16 protein-coding genes are annotated in these 18412 nt (G+C 69.0%); 5 read left to right on the forward strand and 11 right to left on the reverse strand.

Annotation, left to right across the window (positions count from 1 at the left end):
• Positions 1–216: 216 nt before the first annotated feature.
• The 6 genes from fxlM to ACZ6NC_RS06200 form a co-directional block, all read right to left on the reverse strand.
• Entirely contained in the window at positions 217–2292 is a 2076-nt protein-coding gene (gene fxlM / locus ACZ6NC_RS06175) for a methyltransferase, FxLD system (RefSeq protein ID WP_465729506.1), read from the reverse strand.
• Positions 2293–2324: 32 nt separating this feature from the next.
• On the reverse strand, positions 2325–3578 hold the full coding sequence (locus ACZ6NC_RS06180; RefSeq protein WP_465729507.1) for a lanthionine synthetase C family protein: 1254 nt from the start codon (positions 3576–3578) through the stop codon (positions 2325–2327).
• A complete protein-coding gene (locus ACZ6NC_RS06185; RefSeq protein ID WP_465729508.1) occupies positions 3575–6619 on the reverse strand; it encodes a lantibiotic dehydratase in 3045 nt (1014 codons plus the stop codon). The genes ACZ6NC_RS06180 and ACZ6NC_RS06185 overlap by 4 nt, the downstream gene beginning before the upstream one ends.
• A gap of 131 nt (positions 6620–6750) precedes the next feature.
• Positions 6751–6900 (reverse strand): FxLD family lanthipeptide, encoded by a 150-nt coding sequence (locus ACZ6NC_RS06190; protein WP_465623599.1) that lies wholly within the window; start codon positions 6898–6900, stop codon positions 6751–6753.
• 182 nt (positions 6901–7082) lie between these two features.
• Positions 7083–7415, reverse strand: coding sequence for a hypothetical protein (locus tag ACZ6NC_RS06195; RefSeq protein ID WP_465623597.1), 333 nt, complete (start codon positions 7413–7415; stop codon positions 7083–7085).
• Positions 7409–7891: an ATP-binding protein gene (locus ACZ6NC_RS06200; protein ID WP_465623719.1), complete on the reverse strand. Its 483-nt coding sequence runs from the start codon at positions 7889–7891 to the stop codon at positions 7409–7411. The genes ACZ6NC_RS06195 and ACZ6NC_RS06200 overlap by 7 nt, the downstream gene beginning before the upstream one ends.
• 485 nt (positions 7892–8376) lie before the next feature.
• Between ACZ6NC_RS06200 and ACZ6NC_RS06205 the strand changes: the two genes are divergently transcribed.
• From ACZ6NC_RS06205 to ACZ6NC_RS06220, 4 genes are all read left to right on the forward strand, one after another.
• Entirely contained in the window at positions 8377–9564 is a 1188-nt protein-coding gene (locus tag ACZ6NC_RS06205; RefSeq protein ID WP_465729510.1) for a hypothetical protein, read from the forward strand.
• A gap of 30 nt (positions 9565–9594) precedes the next feature.
• Entirely contained in the window at positions 9595–10704 is a 1110-nt protein-coding gene (locus ACZ6NC_RS06210) for a UDP-N-acetylmuramate dehydrogenase (RefSeq protein ID WP_465729512.1), read from the forward strand.
• 363 nt (positions 10705–11067) lie between these two features.
• Positions 11068–12285, forward strand: a complete 1218-nt coding sequence (locus tag ACZ6NC_RS06215; protein WP_465623593.1) for a helix-turn-helix domain-containing protein — start codon at positions 11068–11070, stop codon at positions 12283–12285.
• Positions 12286–12314: 29 nt separating this feature from the next.
• Positions 12315–12800 (forward strand): NUDIX domain-containing protein, encoded by a 486-nt coding sequence (locus ACZ6NC_RS06220; protein ID WP_465623591.1) that lies wholly within the window; start codon positions 12315–12317, stop codon positions 12798–12800.
• A 67-nt stretch (positions 12801–12867) separates the two neighbouring features.
• Here ACZ6NC_RS06220 and ACZ6NC_RS06225 read toward each other — a convergent pair whose 3' ends face one another.
• From ACZ6NC_RS06225 to ACZ6NC_RS06245, 5 genes are all read right to left on the reverse strand, one after another.
• On the reverse strand, positions 12868–13134 hold the full coding sequence (locus ACZ6NC_RS06225; RefSeq protein ID WP_045306696.1) for a hypothetical protein: 267 nt from the start codon (positions 13132–13134) through the stop codon (positions 12868–12870).
• 47 nt (positions 13135–13181) lie between these two features.
• Positions 13182–14357 carry a cytochrome P450 family protein gene (locus ACZ6NC_RS06230; RefSeq protein ID WP_465623589.1) on the reverse strand — a complete coding sequence of 392 codons (1176 nt, stop codon included), beginning with the start codon at positions 14355–14357 and terminating at the stop codon, positions 13182–13184.
• An 8-nt stretch (positions 14358–14365) separates the two neighbouring features.
• Positions 14366–15607 (reverse strand): MAB_1171c family putative transporter, encoded by a 1242-nt coding sequence (locus ACZ6NC_RS06235; protein ID WP_465729514.1) that lies wholly within the window; start codon positions 15605–15607, stop codon positions 14366–14368.
• Between the two features lie 15 nt (positions 15608–15622).
• A complete protein-coding gene (locus ACZ6NC_RS06240) occupies positions 15623–16120 on the reverse strand; it encodes a regulator component (RefSeq protein WP_465623587.1) in 498 nt (165 codons plus the stop codon).
• A 191-nt stretch (positions 16121–16311) separates the two neighbouring features.
• Positions 16312–17022 carry an SDR family oxidoreductase gene (locus tag ACZ6NC_RS06245; RefSeq protein WP_465623586.1) on the reverse strand — a complete coding sequence of 237 codons (711 nt, stop codon included), beginning with the start codon at positions 17020–17022 and terminating at the stop codon, positions 16312–16314.
• Between the two features lie 452 nt (positions 17023–17474).
• On the opposite strand from ACZ6NC_RS06245, the gene ACZ6NC_RS06250 reads away from it, so the two are divergent.
• A complete protein-coding gene (locus ACZ6NC_RS06250) occupies positions 17475–18296 on the forward strand; it encodes a helix-turn-helix transcriptional regulator (protein ID WP_465623584.1) in 822 nt (273 codons plus the stop codon).
• The last annotated feature ends 116 nt before the right edge of the window (positions 18297–18412 follow it).

Genomic DNA, 18412 nt, shown 5'->3' on the forward strand with positions numbered 1-18412 from the left:
GGGCCTCGTCGCCGGGTTGGCTCCGGGCGAACCCCTGTCGATCGAGAAGGAGCCCATGTGCCCACCCCCCCTCCCCCCCCCTCCCCCCCCTCCCCCCCCCCCCCCCCCCACCCCCCCCCCCCCCCCCCCCCCCGGGCCTCAAGGGGCAGGCACGCGGGCCGGATCCGGGCGACCAGCGGGAACCGCTGGGCTATCGGCCCGGTCGGGTGCACGAGGTCACTCCCAGCTGACGGTGATGGGGTGGTGGGGGCGTTCCAGGACGAAGCGGCCGGCGGCCGGGTCGGCGGCGGCCGGGGTGTCGGGGAGTTCGAAGCGGACGGAGCGGTCGCGGAAGCCGCTGTCCCAGGTGCGGATCTCCTGCGAGACCAGGTCGGCGAGTTCCGCGCCGTTGGGGCCGTGGCCGATGACGCCGGTCTCGTACGCCTTGCGGCCGTCCTCGCCGGGCTCGGCGGGACGGATGGTGAGGTAGGCAAGGGAGGCGCCGTCCACGGCCGCCATGGAACCCCACCCGAACATGCGGGAGACACCGCGCTCCTGCGCACCGTCGCCGACGCTCATGCGCATCAGGGAGTTGGGCAGCGCGCAGGCCAGCCACAGGTCCATGTACTCGTAGGTCGTTCCGGCGGGGATGTTCACTCCGGTCCATCGCTCGCGGCGCTCGGAGTCGAGGACACCGAGCAGGGCACCGGCGTCGACCGCGTCGACCTGGTCCTTGTGGACCTGCAGCGTCACGTCGTCCTGCTCGGTGAGGGCGAGGGTGCGGCGCGCGTCGTCCATGCTGCCGCGCAGCGGCATGAACACCGCGAGCTGGCTGTCGACCGATACCCACCCGCTCTCGCCACGCTTGAAGGCGATGGAGCGGCTGGCGGTGCCGCGCAGCCGCAGTGGCACCACGATCCGACCGGTCGGCTTGACCTGCTGGAGCCAGGCGGTCGGCATCTCGGCGGTGCTGACGGTGGCCATGACCTTGTCGTAGGGGGCGCCGGCCTCATGGCCGAGGGCGCCGTCGCCGAGGACGACCTCGACGTTGGTGATGCCCGCGTCCACGAGGTGCTTGCGGGCGCCGTCGACGAGGTCGTCGTCCACGTCCACCGTTACGACCCGGCTGTCGGGGCCGACCATGGTGCCCAGGTAGGCGGCGTTGACGCCGGTGCCCGCGCCGGACTCGAAGACGCGCTCACCGGGCTTGGCGGCGAGCTGTTCGAGCATCAGGGCGACGATCCACGGCTGGGAGGCGGCGGAGATCTGGGTGCCGGAGCCGTCGGTCTTGGTGTAGGTGGGGTTGTCGGCGTAGGCCGTCTCCAGCGGAAAGCCGGGCAGGAAGTGCTCGCGGGGCACGGTGCGGAAGGCGTTCTCGACGGCGTCGGTGGTGATCACCTTCTGCTCGCGCAGGCGGGCGGTCAGTGCGGTGCGCAGCTGCTCGGAGGACTGGGACTGGTCATCGCTGAGAGTAGTCACTTGGGCGACCCTAGTGGTTGAGCGGATGGTGGGCTGCGAGGACACGAGGTCCCCGCCGGAGTGGAAGACGGCTTCCAACGCCAGTGCGGCCATGGAGGATTGGTCCGCGGTGGAGATCCCGGCGCGGTTGGCGTGGAAGAGCAGGTGGTGGGCCAGAACGGCCCGCAGTCCCCGGGTGAGGCAGTCGTGGCGGGCGAGCTGCGCCAGGGACTGGCCGGCGCTCTCGAAGGCGCTGACCCACTCGTCCTGTCCTTGGAGCGGACCGGCGGAGCTGGTGAGCCGCCGCGTGTCGACGGTCATCAGCCGCAGCATCGCCCGGGCCCAAACGGCCTCCCGTTCGGGGTCGGCGGCGGCGGGTTCGGGGCGGAGTTTGGCGAACAGGTCCCATACGGCGCCCTGCTCGTACCAGTCGAGGCCGGCGGCGCGAAGCATTACGCCAGTGAGCAGAACGGTGGTCTCGCGCCGGCCTAGAGTCGGTGCGCCAGCGGGGGCGGCGCGGGCGAGGAGGTAGCGGCTGTCGTGGTGGAACAGCTCGTGGGCGACCTCCATGCCGCGCTCGCCGCCGAACGCGGCGGTCTCCGGTTCGTAGATGCCGTTTGTCCACCCAGTGATCAGGCCTTCGGCGGTGAGGCTGTCAAGGAGTCCGGTGATGGAGGGCACCGGAACTTCGGCGCGATACCGCAGCTTGAACGGGTTCTTGCGCATGTACCACCAGCCGTCCAGCGAAAGGTCACTCTTCGCGGCAGTCAGCGCCGGAGCCAGGCGGTGGGCGGCGACGTGCTCGGCGCTCCGGCCGTCACGAAACCGAATCTCGTGCTGGATCCAACGGTTCATCAAGGGTGTCCTCACATCGGGTCGGTCAGCGGTCAGGCGATGAGCAGGCAGGCGTCCCAGCCGGAGAGCGGGGCCGTGCCGGTTGCGGGCGTGATCACGGCGAGCGCGGTGCCGGCGGCGCCTTCGAGGAAGGCCGGACCGGCTGCGTCCAGCACGGTGGTCGTCTGTTGGGCTGGATCAGCGCCGACCGGGCTTAGGGCGTCCAACAGGGTCGAGGCGACGGTTCGAAGCTGCGAGGCTGTCGATGGCATGGCGTCAGCTGCCGCGCGGTGGGCGATGTGCGCGAGGCCGGCGTACCCGTGGCACAGCGAGACGTCCGTCGTCGCCGCGAGCGCCGCCGGGTCCGAAAGAGCTTTGATGAGGGCGGTTTCCGCGTCACGCTGGCGGTCAGGGTCGCCGACCGCGTGGGCTGCGAGCTGTTGGGCGCGGGCGAGTCCAGCGCTGCCGTAGCACCAGCTCGGCCGTTGCGCGTTCGGCGCCGCGGCTCGGCCGGAGTCGAGCTCCTCGCGGATGACCCAGTACGGCCACCGCGTGCCCGCCCGCCACCGGTCCAGCCAGCACACGACACGGTCGATCGCCTCCAGTTGCCCGTCGACCTTCACCCCGTGCATCAGAGCGAGGGCGAGCAGGGCGAGCGGGCCGCCGATCCCGTGCGCCATCCCATTGTTGGCGTGACCACCGGCGAACCGGTCATCCGCGCGGCCGGATGGCCCGCTCGCCGCCCACCAGCCGGGCAGCAGGGCGCCGTTACGTTCGAGCGGCTCGGTCAGGCGGACCAGGTAGGAGAGGACTTTGCGGAACGCGGGGCCGTCGGGATCACGGCGCAGCAGGTGGGCACCGAGGCCGGCCAAGCCCCGGATGGCGTCGAACTCGGCCAGGGCACCGCAGTCGCCGCGATCGATGCGCGCGTGGGCGGACGCGACGCGTCGCGTCGCGTCGGCCGCGACGATCTGATCGAGGCCAGCCAGGGCGCGCGTGTAGGTGCCGGGGCGGGCTCGGGCAGCACTCGCGAGGGCATGGGCGACGGCAGGTGCACCGTAGTGCAGGTAGCTGTCCGGGCCGCTGGTGATCGGCGCGCTCGTGGTGAACCGCAGCCAGTCGTGGACGCGTTGCCAGGCGCCGAGGCCGGCGGCGGCCCGCTCGATGTGGAGCAGCGCGATGCCCGGAGCGCCGTGGGCCAACGATTGGCGCCACTGCGGATGGGTCGTCGAGACGGCAGGCAGGTTGCTGGGGTCGGCGAGGCGGTCGGCTATCACGCTGGCCATCTCCAACGCGCGGTGCGTCATCGTGCACCGTCCTTGGCGAGCCGGGCGAGGGCGACGGCCCTGGCCAGGTAGAGGACGTGGGCCTCATCGTCGAAGTCGATCCGGTGGGCACGGACATAGGAGACATGCAGCAGGGAGCCGAGTACGTCGTCCACGTCTACGCCCCTGGTGTGGGGTCCGGGGAAGTGGCGGCGGTAGGCGGCCAATGCCCGGTCCCGTTCGCCCCAGGCGTCGACGATGGCTGCGCCGGTGGGCTCGGCACGTAGGGGCGCCCAGTTGTCGGCGGGGTCGGCGAGGCGCACGGCCTGGACGAACAGGGGACGCGGGATCGGTGCCGGGGCCTTGGCGGGGACGTTGGCGACGAGCCAGCGCAGGCCGGCGTGCATCCCGTCGCTGAACGCGCAGGCGATTGCCACCGCGTGGGCGGCCAGCAGCGCGAGCCGCTTGGGCCGGTGAGGCTGGGCGAGGTGGGTGAGGAGGGCGCGGGAGTCCGCGCGGAACACCTCTTCGGCCGAGTTCCAGGCGGGTCCGTCGCCCCAGCGGCCGGTCTCAGGGAACGAGGCGGGATACCGGACTTCGGCCAGCAGACCGGCCTGGCGCAGCTCGGCGGCCCAGGTGCTGACCGTCTGGGTGGCGGTGCCGAAGTCGGCCGGATCGTCCAGGGCGATCCGCAGGCGAAGGTGCTGCTGGGGGTCGCGGAAGCGCACGAACCACCACGGCGGCGAGTCCAGGCGCTGAAGTAGGTCGGGCAAGTGGCCTGTGAGGATGGTGTCCTGGCGTTCGAGGTTGCCGTAGAGGCTGGCGAGCAGCACCCGGGAGGTGCCCGGGTTGTCGCCGTGGCCCCGGGCGAGGACGCGGGCCCGGGTCGGTTTGGGTAGGCGCGGCCAGATAGCTGGGCGGGTCGCGGTCAGCGGCACGACGATCTCATGGGCGCGGCCCCCAGCCCAGCCGGCATCACCAGGCCGCGGCGCCTCGGCGAGCACGGCCACCGGCTTCTGCGCGAGGTGGGCACGCAGCAGGGCCCGGTGGCCCGGATGGTTGAGGTAGAGCGGCAGGTGCTGGTCGCCCTCGACCAGGTGGACGCGGTGTGGAACGCAGCGGCGCGCAAGCCAGTAGGTCAGGGCCTGCAGCCAGGTGTCCCAAGGGGCGTCAGCGGTGGGCAGCTCGCGGGCGGTCAGCCGCCAGGTTGCAGGGGAGAGGATGACCCGGCCGTGCCGAAGGCGCGGCAGGAACGGCAAGCTGCGGGCGGCGCCCCAGGAGAAGGCGGTCACCTGGGCGCACTGGGCACGGGAGAGTTCGGTCAACAGCCGGGCCATCGGTGGCGTGTGGGTGCGAAGGTTCAGCGCGTTCGTGCCAGCAGCCTCGATCCGTACGCCAAGGTCGGGGGCGGCCAGGTACATGCGGCGTCCGTCGCAGCCCACCGCCAGGTCGCGGGGGAAGAGCACGCCGGCAGCGGGGAGCCGGTGTTCAGCGAGGCTGATGAGGAGCTGGCCGGTCGGCACGGTGCGGGTGACATGGGCGGTCGCCGGATCCAACGGGGGGTAGGAAAGCTGGGCGGTGACGGTGTCGACGTCCATAGTCGGCAGCCCGGCGAGGGCGGATGTCAGCGCCGTACGCTGCTCGGGCTCCAGCAGCGGCAGGAACCGGCCGACGGAGACGCCGGCGGCGCGTGAGACGGATAGGACCTCCAGTCGGAACTCACCGCGCTGAAGAGCCTGCTGACTGCCGGCGTGAAGCCGGGCCCCGATCTCCAAGTGTGCAGGCAGGCGCGGCTCGGCGGGCCCCAGCGAAAGGGATGCGAGCAGGACTTCGTCCAGTTCGACCTCGCGGTGGTCCTCGAGGGCGGCTCGTTGGGCGAGCTCGGAGAGAAGTGCGTCGCGTTCGGAGAAACGGGGCTGATCAGCGGCCTGGGTGGTGCCTGGATAACCGTCGGGCCAGCCGATTCCGCTGTCGGCGACCATGTCGAGCAGCGGCACCAGGGATCCCCGGCCGTAGCGCTCGTAGAACCGTTGGTGGTATTCCCGCCATGCGGCCACTCCGTACGGGAAGGCGCTCAGGCGCGCGAGGAGGTCGGCGGCGTGCGCCGCCTCCCGGGCGACCGCCTTGGGAAGGACCAGGTCGGCGTCCAATCGCAGGTCGACGGCCAGCGGACGCCGTTTAGTCGCGGCCAGCTGGCTCATCGTGTGCGCGGTACGGCGTCGCCGGTCCGTGTCGGGGGCCTTGTTGTGGGCGGCGAGTTCGGCGTGGACGGTGCGGAGGCCGGCGACAACAGCCGCGACCTGGTGGACGGCGTCTGCACCAGCCACTTCCAAGGCGGCCAGTAGGTGCCCCAGAGCGTCCGGCTCAGTGGCCGGAGCATGCAGGCTGGTGATCAGGACTCGGCTGGCCACCAGCTCTGTGAGCGCAGCCGTGATCCGGGCGGGCGCTGTGTCGGGGAACTCCACACGAAGCTTCGCCGCCAGATCCTCGACACGCACAGGGGTTTGCGCGGCCCGAACGGCGAAGCGCACCGCGTCGGTGTGGCGTACGGACACTTCGGCGGCGCCCGTAGTGCCGTCAGGCCGCAGTACAGGCTGATGCGGGACCACCAGGCGATCACGGCGCACCGCCGCGTTGGAGTTGGCCACTACTTCCAGCCGGGTCAGCAACTGCGGGCAGTCCTCCAGTTGGGTGATCACTAGAGCGAGCCACTCGGCCCCGGCGCGAGCGAGGGCTTGGTGCTGCTCTCCCCAGCGAAACTGGGAGTTGGGGGCGAACGTGGTGGCCTGCACGCCAGCGAACAGGGCGAACGGTGTCGGCCTGGCGGTGGCGCGCAGCAGGTAGCGGGCGGTGGACAGCACCGCCCGCCGTGTGTCCCGCGCGTCCGGGGCAGTAGCGGAGCACAGCGCCTCGACCTGGCAGGCGAGAGCCGCGCTGGCCTGCCCGAGCGCCTCGGCGAGCTGCTCGTCGGACCAGACAGTGCGCAGCCATCGCGTCCACGCTGGTAAGTGATCGGGCCCGGTGGCGGTCAGCTCAGGCCAGACCGGCACCGCCAGGTCGGGGCGGGCGACAGCGCGCACCATTGCCGTCCCAGTTGCCTGGTAGCTGGCGGGAGAGCGCACGAGTACCTCCGGTTCGGACGATTGGAACAGGGCCGGCCAGGCGTCGCCGGGCAGTGCCCGGCGACGCTGACCGTTGCGGTGTACCTGGCGGCTCAGTGGACGCCGGTGGTGCAGGCGCCGCACGTGCTGCCGCAGCCGTCGTCCGTGAGCACCTGCAGGCTGGCCACGTCGCTCTGCTCGATTGCCGTGATGTCGAGGTCGAACTCGTCCGCGGCCGGAGCCGTCTGGATCTGCTGAGCCATTGCTGTTCCTCCTGTGCTGTTTCCCTTTGAGGGGCCTGGCGCCGGGGCACTGAGTGCGCCCCGCATCACCAGGAGACGGTGGGGCGGCCGTGCCGCCGTTGCGGCCAGCTGCCGTTTGTCCAGGGGTGTGTGACGGTTGATCTTCAAGTCGCCGACGACGCAGCTTCGATGACTCGCGCGGACTACGGCGGGACGAACGGATCGGCGCCGACGCTGTACGTCACGCCGTCCTGGCGCAGTTCCATGGCGAAGCCAGATCCCTGCGAGAGAAGGGCTAGAGCCTCGGTGTACCGCTGCTGGTCGCTCAGCCACGCGCGCACGATCCGGACGGCGGGGGGATCCAGCTGGACGGCGATCTCGTCAAGTCGTCCGCGGATCCAAGAGATCGCGTCGTCCGCCGATTCGACAAGGGCAGCGCCTAACGGGAAGTTCCGTACGCTCACCGCCACGCTGTTGCACCAGAAGCTTGCGCCCTGCACGGCGGTGGCTCGTGAATCCATCGCGCTGATCAGCACGAGATCACCTCGATCCCGGGACCGATCTGTGTGGAGTGTTGGACTCCTGGCAACGACTCGGCTGCGATCAGTGCCCAGATTCGCTTTCCTCCGCCGGGACCGACAACAGCCTTCCAGTGAACGCTGAGCGCATGAACCAGGATGAGTCCCCGTCCGTGATCGTCGTCCTCCTCGGCAGTCTCGACGTGAGCCGGCAGCTGGGAACTCGGATCACCGACTGCGACCTCCAACCCGTCAGCTCGGGCGGCCAGGAAAACATCGAACTGATCGTCAGCTTCGTTGCACCCATGGATGACCGCGTTGCTGGCCAGCTCCGCCACAACCAGCTCGGCATCGTCCACGACGACATCCGAGTAGCCCCACTTGCGCACCTCGCAACGGACTCGAGCGCGCACATCGGGGACGGTGTCCGGTACGGCGCGGAAGCTCTCGTGCCAGGAGAGCGCATCGGCGGTCTTGGCTGGCTTGCTGGTCATCGTGCGCACCGTGCCCTCCTGTGAGAGTCAATGGCGGTTCGGACAGTGGACTGTCCGACGGACCGAATGCCTGGTTGCGAGCAGGCCGATCGGGACTCCGGAGGCATGAGGGAGCCGCCTGTGATCGCCTGGCGATGCATCAACTTCAGTGGGCTAAACGCCCTGAGAGAAGATGAAGCGACGGTCAGGGTGGTCGGCGAGAAGGTAAGAATGGTCAGCTTTTCCGGATCCAGCGGGATCCGGTGCTTTGCCCGTGCCACGCTGAAGCGAAAGGACGGGGCCGAGTAGCGGTCCGGGTGAGGGAAGGCGGGTGGCAGACCGCAATGGTGGAGGCATCGTTGCTTGGCAGGTGCCTGGAACAGCTGGACTGGTCGCCGGAACGCCTCGCCCGGGAGATCAACCGATTGTGCGGACCCGGCACCATCAGCAGTAAAGCGCCGTACGGGTGGCTGCGAGGATCCTGCCCGAGAGGACGGCTGCCCCAGGTGGTCGCCGAGATCCTGTCCAGCCGGCTCAGCGAACCAGTGAGTGCGGACGCCCTGTGGCCCGCCAAGTTCACGGCCACCGGGGTCCTGCTGTCCGCCGACGACGGCCTGGATCTGCCGTGGACCCAGACCGGCACACGGCACTGCTCGACTCTGCTGACCGATGGTGGAGCAGCCAGGCAAAGCGTACCTGCGCTGCTGCCAGTGGCCGGGCGCTCGTTGATCGGGCCCGCGGTCGACTGGCTGACGGCCCCCGAAGAGGAGCTGCAAGCACGTTCGATCGGTCTGGAAATCGGCCCCGCTGCCGTGGACGTCCTGATCGACCGCATTGCCCAACTTCGCCGACTCGATGACATCCAAGGCGGCCCACTCGTCCTCGACTGGGTCACCCAGGACCTTCACTGGGCCGCAACCCTGGTTCGCAGTGGCGCCTACGACAACAAAACCGGCGTGCGCCTCCATGAAGCGTTCGCCGAACTCGCGCAGCTCGCCGGTTGGGTGGCCACCGACCTCGACCGCGTCGCTCTTGCTCAGCGCTACTTCCTCACCGGGCTGCGAGCCGCGCACACTGCCGGCGACCGCCTGCTCGGCGCGAACATCGTTTCCTGCCTGAGCTACCAGGCAGCGTGGCACGGTGCCGATGATGACGCCCTGCGGCTGGTCAAGGTGGCCCGAAAGGGAGCCGCCGGCCACGAGAGCGGGGCTGTCCAAGCCCTGCTTGCCACCCGCCAAGCCAGGGCGCACGCGAAGCTCGGCGACATAGCGGGGTGCGAGCGTGCACTGGAGGAGGCTGCCGCTTTCGGATCGGCCATCGATGGAGCAACAGACCCGCGTTGGTCCTACTGGGTTACGCCGGCGGTGCTGGCCGCTGACGCGGGGCGGGCCTGGCTCGAACTCGGCAGACCAACCCGGGCAGAAGAGAACCTTGTGCGCGGACTGGAGCTGTTCGGCCAGGAGCAGCCCCGCAACCGTCTGTTGCACAACGCTTCGCTCGCCGAGGCCCGGCTCGCTGGCGAGGACGTCGAGGGAGCTGCCGCGGCGGCGCACAGCGCGATGGATCTGAGCGCGCACCTTGACTCGCAACGAGCCCGTGCCCGGCTTCGCGTCCTGCACACGGGCTTCGGCGCGAGGGACACCTCGGTGGCTCGCGAGGTCTGCGGCAGGGTGGCAGACATCCTGTCCGCGTAGGCTCGGCTCGATCCGTACTAAGGAGATCACGTGCGCGTCCGCTCCCAGGTCCCCCTGGCCCCCTTGACGACCCTCGGGGTCGGTGGGGCCGCCGAGTCCCTCATCGAGGTGACGGAGCTGGACCATGTATCCGCAGCGATCGACCAGATCCGCCGGCTCGGGATCCGCCCACTGGTTCTGGGCAGTGGCAGCAACGTCCTGGTGGCGGACACCGGGTGCCCCGGGGTGGTTCTCCGCATGGCGACTCAGGGGGTTGACCTGTGTCCGGAGCCTGATGGACAGAGCGTCCTCGCCACCGTGGAGGCAGGACACCAACTCCAGGATCTGGTGGAGCTGACCATCGCTGAGGGCCTCACCGGCATGGAGACGCTCATCGGCATTCCCGGCACGGTCGGAGCCACTCCAGTGCAGAACGTCGGTGCGTACGGACAAGAAGTCGCCGACACGCTCGTCCGGGTCGAGGCTTGGGACTGGGAGGCCGACCGCCCGGTCAGACTCTCCGCCGCAGCCTGCGGTCTCGGGCACCGGACCAGCATCTTCAAGCGGTCCACCCGCTGGACCCTGCTGCGCGCGGTGTTCCGACTGCACCGCTCGCGGCTGAGCACCCCGATTACCTACGGCATGGTCGCCGAACGACTGGGCATCGCGAAGGGCCAGCGCGTCCCGCTTGCCGAAGCCGCCGCCGCAGTCCTTGCGGTGCGACGGAGCAAAGGCATGGTGCTGACTCCCGGAGACCCGGATGACCGCTCGGCCGGCAGCGTCTTCCTCAGCCCGGCCATCGACGCGGATCTCGCGCAACGCTTGCGCGCCCGGCGCGCCCCGGTCAATGACTTCCCGGACGGTTCCATCCGGGTAAGCGCGAGCTGGCTGATCAAGGAGGCTGGCTTCTCCCTTGGCCAGAGGGTCGCCAATGGCGTCAGGCTGTCCAACAGGCACTACACCCTGGTCACCGAGAGCGGCGCCACGTCCGCCGGATTCGCGGCCGGTGCTGAGAGGCTGGCTCTGGAGGTTGAGAAGGTGACCGGGGTGCGACTCACGCCAGAACCCGACCTCTTCGGCGACGAGCCCGTGTACACGCGACTTGTCGAAGCCGTGCAGGTGCAGCGGCCGTCCAGCACCGTGGCGTACGCCGCGGGCTGAGATCCCCGTTCGTGTTCGAGTGCCGGCCGAGCAGGCCCGGTCCGCCAAACCAATGCAGACCAAGCACGCTTCGTGGATCAGCCCGTGCGCGGGGAGGAATTGTGGGTTAGGGGCGTCGGTCGCTTGACCGTCCATGGCGATGGTCCCGGTCAACCCAAGCCAGGGTACTGAAGAGGCGGAGGTGGCACTCACTACGGACTGCGTCGTCATTGCCTTGGCACCCCTCTTCGTCTCACGTAACAGCCGCTTGCCCAGCAGTGATTGATGGCAAGTCAGAACGCTAAGAGCATGGATGGAGAGGAACCCGGAAAATTCTTCCGGGGCCAGGGCGCCAGGCCCCGCCAAGCTGGAGGTATGCGTGGGATGACCGAAATGCTGAGCGTCGGCGAGCGCGTCGCCTGGTACCGACGGCGGCGGGGCATGTCGCAGGAGGTGCTCGCCGGACTCGTCGGCCGAACCGCCGACTGGCTGAGCAAGGTGGAGAACGGCCGCATCGAACTGGACCGGCTGTCTGTGATCAAGGCTCTGGCTGACGCTCTCGACGTCCAGCTTGGTGACCTGCTCGCCGAACCATCACTCCTGGACTGGACGACCGACGTGCAGGGTGGCACGGTGCCGAGGCTGCGCGAAGCTCTCATGGACTACAGGAACATGTCTCCGTTGCTGGCGCCTGACCCGGCGGGCCCTCCACCCGACCTGGAGATCCTGCGGGCCGAGGTCGGAACGGCCTGGTCCGCTTACCAGGACGCCAGGTATGCCCGCGCCACTCGACTCATCCCCGGCATCCTGGCGGAAGCCCAACGCGCGGTCCGCACGTTCGAGGGTGACGAACAGTTACAGGCGCAGGCGCTGCTGGCGATGGCCTACCAGGGTGCAGCCATGGTGCTGACGAAGATAGGCGAGTCGGATCTGGCCTGGATCGCCGCAGACCGTGGCCTTGCCGCTGCTCAGGAGGCCGGGAACCCCATCATCGTCGGCTCGCTCTTCAGATCTGTCTCCCACTGTCTGCTGGCCAATGGGCGCCTCGCCGCCGCCCGGGACCTGGTTACGGACGCGGCCGGCTACATGGAGGGCAGCCTCGTGCACCCTTCGCCGACGCACCTTTCGGTCTACGGCACGCTGTTTCTTGTCGGGGCTATGGCCGCGGCCCGCATCGACGATCGCGCCACTGTCCGCGAGTTCCTCGCCGAAGCCGATCGGGCGGCGCAACGCCTGGGCCACGACGCCAACCACATGTGGACGGCGTTCGGACCGACCAACGTCGCAATCCACCGCATCTCGACGGCCATGGAGCTGGGAGACGTCCAGATCGCCGCCGACCAAGGCCCACGGGTGGATTCGTCCACCCTGCCGCTCGAACGCCGCGTACGCCACACCCTCGAAGTCGCCCGTGCCTACAGTGCGCAGAACCGCATGGACGAAGCCCTCGCTCTCGTGCTGGACGCCGAGGAGCTGGGCCCCGAACAGGTGCGCTACCACTTCATCCCCCGGCAGCTGGTGACCATGTGGGTTCGTCAGCAGCGGGGGAAGCCGAGCCACCTTCTCGCGGGTGTGGCTCAGCGGCTCCGCATCATCGGATGAGAGGTTGCCGGACGACTACAGTCGTCGCCATGAGCGACTCCGAACTCAACGAGGCCGTAGCCCAGCCCCGCACCGCCGCGGGAGTGCTGTTCTTCGACGAAACCGGGCGGGTGCTCCTGGTCAAGCCCACCTACAAGCCCGGCTGGGAGATCCCCGGCGGCTACCTGCACCCGGGCGAGACGCCGAGCCAAGGTGCGGCTCGGGAGGTCAAGGAGGAGCTCGGCATCACCCCACCTGTAGGTCGACTCCTCGTCGCGGACTGGGCACCGCACCCGACTGAGGGGGACAAGCTGCTCTTTGTCTTCGACGGCGGCGTCCTTCCGGACGACGAACGCGCCCAGATCATCCTGGACGGGGTGGAAATCGGCGAGTATGCCTTCCACAGCTCGGATCAGCTCGACATCCTTCTCATCCCGCGCCTCGCCCGCCGCGTCCACGCTGCACTGAACGCTCGATCCCGCGTAGAGACTTCGTACTTGGAGCACGGCGCGCACTGGGCTACCGGCGACATGTAGTGCTCCGAGTGGCACCCTGCTGATCGCTACGCCGACGTACTCGCTTGAGCCGCCGGTCTCGCTGACGTCACAGGCTTTTCAGCACGGCTTGGCACTCCCGGCACCGCTTGTCGTACAGCGCGGGCGGGTACCAGGGTTCGCCCGGCCGAGCCGGGCGGTAGTGGGCGTGTTCCATCGCGTCGGTGTCGAGGCCGCAGAGAGTCCGTGGGAGAGGGTCCTCGGGCGCGTCGGGGTCGGCGCCGGCGGCGTGCACCAGAAGAACGACCGGCTCGACACCATCGGGTCCGATCTCCTGATCCGGCTCCAACTCGAGAAGAACGACGATCGAGGCCATGTCCCGACCCTGCGGCACGGTTGAGCCGGGCGCATCCTGGGTTCGGCCTATGGCAGGACGGGCAGCGCCTCGAGGCCCCGCATGAGCCGTGTGTGCCGCCATTGCAGCTCGGCACTGGGCACAGCTAGGCGAAGCCGGGGGAATCGGGTAACGATGCGCCGGAAGGCGATCTCACCCTCGGCGCGAGCCAGGGGAGCCCCGAGGCACCGGTGGATGCCGTGCCCGAAGGCGAGATGCCCCTTGCTGTCCCGGGCAAGGCCGAGTCGGTCCGGGTCGGGGAAGCGAGCGGGGTCGCGGTTCGCGGCGCCGGGCGCGATGAGCACTGGGGAGCCCGCAGGAATCTCGGTGCCGCCGAGGCTGATGGCCTCGGTGGCGAATCGGAAGGTGGCCATGCTCACAGGCGAGTCGAACCGGAGAAGCTCGTCCACGGCCGTGTTGACAAGGTCAGGCTCGTCTCGCAGGCGGTGCAACGAATCCGGCGTCTGCAGCAGGGCCAGGAGACCGTTGCCGATCAGGTTGGTGGTGGTCTCGTGCCCGGCAACGAGCAGGAGCACCGCAAGGGAGACAAGCTCGTCCTCGCTGAGTTGGTCCTCACCGTCCCGGGCACGGATCAGGTCGTTGAGCAGGCTGTCGTCGGGGGCGCGTCGCTTCGCCTCGATGAGGTCAGCCATGTAGCCGGCGACGGCATGCGAGGCGGAGTCGATCCGTTCGGGCTGCCCGGCCGCGAAGAGCTCGTTGGACCATGTGCGCACCGCCGCGCGGTCGGAGTTGGGAACTCCGAGCAGCTCGCAGATGACGGTGACGGGCAGTGGGACGGCGAGGCTCTCGATGGCGTCGGCCCGCTCGCCGGGCACCCACGCGTCGAGCAGCTCGTCCGTCACGCTGGCGATGTACGGGCGGAGCCGCGCGACGGCCCCTGGAGTGAACGCCTTCGTCACCAGGCTCCGCAGCCGCGTGTGCTGCGGCGGATCGGTGGCCAGCATGCTCTGGGATACGGCGGGGTGCAGGTTGCGTCCGATGTCCTTGCCAGCAAAGAAGGCCGCCGTGTCCTTGGACAGCCGCGGGTCGGTGAACGCCTCTCTGGCCTCGGCGTAGCTGGTAACGAGGTAGCTCGACCGCCCTCCTCCGCTGGGCACCTGCTTGACCGGCGAGGCGCTTCGGAGTGCCGCGAAGGTGGGGTACGGGTTCCGGAAGAAGCCTGGCTCCTGAAGTGGGTTGCTCATGCTCATCCCTATGCCGTCTCGAGCATCGGTGCCTCGCGCGAGGCCGTCCGGACGATGTCGCTTGTGGCGTACGCCCGTGCCACCGAGCGTAGCCAGATCGTCTCGGCGCGGAGGTCTCCCGCGCGGGCGGCTGTTCCGGGAGCCTGCGGTGACAGAGCGAACTCCGGCTCGATGCCGGCGCGCATCGCCCGGATGGCCGCCGCCAGGACGGCCGCCTCGACCGTCGCGTCACCGTCGGCAGTGCCGGCCAGGTTCCGCCGCTCAACCTCTCGGACGGCCGCCTGCTGGACGGTGAGCGAACGGAAAGGGCGCAGGCTAAGGATGCCGTCGTTGATCTCGACGATGCGACGGTGGAGCAGGAAGTCGACCTCGTTCTCGACCACGGCATCGTCATCGAGGACGATCTCGGGCAGGGCCGCAGTGAAGTCCCGCCACAGGGGATCGAGGTCGGCGATCGACTTTCGCTCCCAGCGGCGGCGGAGGAACTGCGTGAGCGGCCAGAGTGCGGCCGGCAGGGTCAGGCCAGCGGTGATGAGGAGCACGCCGATGGCCGGAGCCGTGACACTCAGAGCGCAGTTCACCGGTGTGAACAGGTTGGTGCAGCGCGGTCCGCCGGGGATGGCATCCCAACCGAACAGGGCTCCAACGGCGTTGATGGTCTTGTAGGCGGTGTAGAGAAGGGCGAAGACGCAACCGACGGCCGTGGTGCGAAGGCCGATGCGCTGGCTCTTCCGGGTGGCGGTGCGCGACCGGGTCCAGGTCTGGGTGAGGCAGTCGTAGACGGCGTATCCGAGGAACGCGATGTACGCGGCGGAGTAGATGTGCAAGGAGGCGGGTGCCTCGTCGAGCTTGCCCTGGAGCTCGGCAGCGCTCCACATCAGCGTGCGCGGAGTGACTGCAAAAGCGAAGGCCATCGTGGCGACGGTCAGGGCCAGGAGACGGAGCCGCCACCGAACCCGGTGCCGAGCCTCGGTTGCGTCGTGGTTGAGAAAGAGGAGCACGGAGGCGACGCTGGCCGCTGCCGACAGAGTCGCGGAGTTGCTCACCAGCCGGGAGAAGTCTGGCGTGATGGAGTCCTCCAGCGTCCGGATCGCCGGTTCGTAGGCGCTGAAGGCGATCGCGAAGCACCCGAGGAAGGCGGAGAGGCTCAGGGTGCCGGCGGGGCGTTGGCCGGGCCGGCGTCTGAATGCCCAGTAGAGCGATGCGGCCAGCAGCAGCAAGGGCATACCGCCGAAGATGGCGCTGATCATGGTCGTTCCTTCAGGTCAGGCGAAGATCGCGTCCCAGCGCTCGTCGGCCGCTGCCGGGCGACGTGCCGGAAGGAGGCGTTCGCGGTACACGCGCTGGCGGATGAGCGTGGCCATGTACTCGGCCTCGCGCTCGTCCGCGGTGGTGTAGGCCGTACGGCCAGACATGCGCTGAATGAGGGTCGGATTCAGTCCGATGGCTGCGGCGACTCCGTCGCCGAGGGAGAGAGAACCCGGGTGGTCGCACAGGATGTGGCTGATCTCGTGCGCCAGGATGTGCAACTGGTGGGCGGCCGAGGTCCCCTGCTCGACGAACAGGTAGTCGACAGTAGGCGTCTCAACCCGAATGCCGCAGGGCGTGTCCGCAGCGCTGTTCGAGTCCAGGGGCTGGAGGATGATCGGCTTTCCCCGCATGGCAGCGACAGCCTCGCGCAGCTGCTGGGTGCCGAAGCGGTGGGGCAGTTCGAGACGTCCGAGGCGTTCCTCGCAGACGGCTCGAAGGGGGCGCTTGTCCATGATCTCCCCTCACAGGGAAAGGTCGCTGGGGCGTGCTGGCCAGTGGGGTGGCCGAGCAGAGGGTCTCGCGTACAGCGGTGGGAGATCGACGGCGAGACGGGAACCGCCAAGGGTGCGACGGCTCGACCGGCCGCTGATCTGACCTTGTCAGTAAGGCCGTCGGTCGGACGCGCCTTCTCGCTGTCGGAGCGTCAGTGCCCCATGGCGACGCCGCCGTCGACGGGGATGACGGCGCCCGTGATGTAGGCCGCGTCTTCGCTGGCTACGAAGCGCACCGCCGAAGCGATCTCCCGTGGCTGGGCGATTCGGCGGAGCGGGACCTGGGCGATGATGTGGTCCAGGCGTTCCTTGCCGAGGACCGCGGTCATTTCCGTCTCGGTGAGGCCGGGGGCCACCACGTTCGAGGTGATGCCCTTACCGCCGTACTCACGAGCGAGAGAGCGAGCGAAGCCGATGAGCCCTGCCTTGCTGGCCGCGTAGTTGGATTGGCCAGCCTCGCCGACCATGGCGACAGCTGACGAGATGAAGACCAGCCTGCCGCCTCGTCGCGTGCGGAGCATTGCGCGGACCGCGCGCTTGGCGCAGCGGTACGCACCGGTCAGGTTGGTCTCGAGTGTTGCCGCCCAGTCCTCCTCGGCCATCCGAAGAAGGAGGCAGTCCCTTGTGACACCAGCGTTGATGATCACGACGTCCGCTGGCCCCTGTTCAGCTTCAGCAGCCGTGAAGGCCCGCTCGACGTCGTCCGGGACAGTCACGTCGCACTGCACCGCGAAGAGGCCGAACGGCGGCTCGCCGGAGCGATAGGTGATGGCGACACGGTCGCCGTCCTCGGCCATCTGCCGAGCCACCTCAAGCCCGATTCCCCGACTTCCACCAACCACCAGAACCGACCGACCGGACATCCCCTGCTCCTTCACGCACAAGCCAGAACCACGCCGGTGCAGGATGCAGGTCGCGGACGGACATGGTGCGGAACTGCTGCCTCCGGGAATCGGCGCTTCCTCACAATGCACCGGCATGAGCGGAAGTCTCACTTCCGGGAATCAGCAGTTCCGCTCACGGAGTGTTGCTGACAGTGCTTGCTGGTTGAAGTTTCAATGTGGCGCGAGGTGACCGGGCTCAAGCGCTACGTGTGCATTGGCGGCCAGAGGTGGGGCGGATTGTTCCGTGCAATTTGACCTTGAAGCTCCATCGTCGCGCCTGGGTCGTCTCGACTGATGGGCAACTGATTGCATACGTTCCGTGAAATTGATCTTGGTTTCAAGATTTTCTGACGTCGTGTCGCTTTTGGCGTGATATGAGCCACAAGATCAAATAAAGAAGATCGTCTACGATCCCCGTAAAATCACCAGTTATGAGCGTGAGCGAGGCGGCGGGCGCCGCAGAGGACCCTGCTGACTCCCTGGGCGATCTGCTCCGGTACTGGCGGGGCCGCCTCGACCCCCAGCGCATCCCCGGCCTGGTCCGCGATGGCCGGCGCAGTCCCGGCTTGTCGCAGAGGGAAGTTGCCCGCTTCACTGGCGTGAGTGATCGGTGGTACCGCGAGCTGGAGCTGGGGCGCCAAGCCAACTTCTCCGAGGACTTCCTGGACCGGCTCGCCTTCACGCTCCGCCTGTCCGACGCCGAGCGTCACATCCTCTACCTGCGCGCCATCGGTCGGCCCCCCGCGCCACGCGGCGGCGCTGACGCAAAGGCCATCCAGGCGCTGGACGGGCCGATGCAGCGACTTCTGGACAGTCAGCTTCCCCATCCGGCCTACCTCTCAGACGAGGCGTGGACCATCTTCGGGCATAACAAGCCGCAGGCCGACTGGTTCCCGTGGATCCCCTACGAGCCCAACCTCATGAGGTGGGCCTTCCTGTACCCAGAGGCCCGCGACCAGCTGGTGAACTGGCGAGACGACTGGGCGCGCCCCTTTCTGGCGCAGATCCGGTTCGCATGCCTGCAGCTCCCCGAGAGTGAGCCCCTCCAGCGGCTCAAGCGAGACGTCCTGAAGGGAAATCCCGAGGCGCGCGAGATCTGGGATCGGCACGAGGTGGTAGAGCATCCAGACGGCCAAGAACGCCGCCTGCGGTTGCCTTATCACGGCGACCGCGAGGTCGCCGTGAATATCATGGCTTTGGCTCCGCTCCGCAGTAGCACGACGCGGTTCATTGTCCTGCAGATGGCAGATTAGGCGGGCGGTCATAAACAGCAGTGGGGGGGGGGGGGGGGGGGGGGGGGGGGGGGGGGGGGGGGGGGTGGTGGGGGGGGGGGGGGGGGGGGGGGGGGGGGGGGGGGGGGGGGGGGGAG

It is taken from the genome of Kitasatospora sp. NPDC041988 (assembly GCF_055588525.1).

Coding starts and splice junctions, on each gene's coding strand:
- fxlM (WP_465729506.1), bottom strand. CDS start 2,292: ATGAACCGTTGGATCCAGCACGAGATTCGGTTTCGTGACGGCCGGAGC.
- ACZ6NC_RS06180 (WP_465729507.1), bottom strand. CDS start 3,578: ATGACGCACCGCGCGTTGGAGATGGCCAGCGTGATAGCCGACCGCCTC.
- ACZ6NC_RS06185 (WP_465729508.1), bottom strand. CDS start 6,619: ATGGTGCGCGCTGTCGCCCGCCCCGACCTGGCGGTGCCGGTCTGGCCT.
- ACZ6NC_RS06190 (WP_465623599.1), bottom strand. CDS start 6,900: ATGGCTCAGCAGATCCAGACGGCTCCGGCCGCGGACGAGTTCGACCTC.
- ACZ6NC_RS06200 (WP_465623719.1), bottom strand. CDS start 7,891: ATGACCAGCAAGCCAGCCAAGACCGCCGATGCGCTCTCCTGGCACGAG.
- ACZ6NC_RS06215 (WP_465623593.1), top strand. CDS start 11,068: ATGACCGAAATGCTGAGCGTCGGCGAGCGCGTCGCCTGGTACCGACGG.
- ACZ6NC_RS06220 (WP_465623591.1), top strand. CDS start 12,315: ATGAGCGACTCCGAACTCAACGAGGCCGTAGCCCAGCCCCGCACCGCC.
- ACZ6NC_RS06225 (WP_045306696.1), bottom strand. CDS start 13,134: ATGGCCTCGATCGTCGTTCTTCTCGAGTTGGAGCCGGATCAGGAGATC.
- ACZ6NC_RS06230 (WP_465623589.1), bottom strand. CDS start 14,357: ATGAGCAACCCACTTCAGGAGCCAGGCTTCTTCCGGAACCCGTACCCC.
- ACZ6NC_RS06235 (WP_465729514.1), bottom strand. CDS start 15,607: ATGATCAGCGCCATCTTCGGCGGTATGCCCTTGCTGCTGCTGGCCGCA.
- ACZ6NC_RS06240 (WP_465623587.1), bottom strand. CDS start 16,120: ATGGACAAGCGCCCCCTTCGAGCCGTCTGCGAGGAACGCCTCGGACGT.
- ACZ6NC_RS06245 (WP_465623586.1), bottom strand. CDS start 17,022: ATGTCCGGTCGGTCGGTTCTGGTGGTTGGTGGAAGTCGGGGAATCGGG.
- ACZ6NC_RS06250 (WP_465623584.1), top strand. CDS start 17,475: ATGAGCGTGAGCGAGGCGGCGGGCGCCGCAGAGGACCCTGCTGACTCC.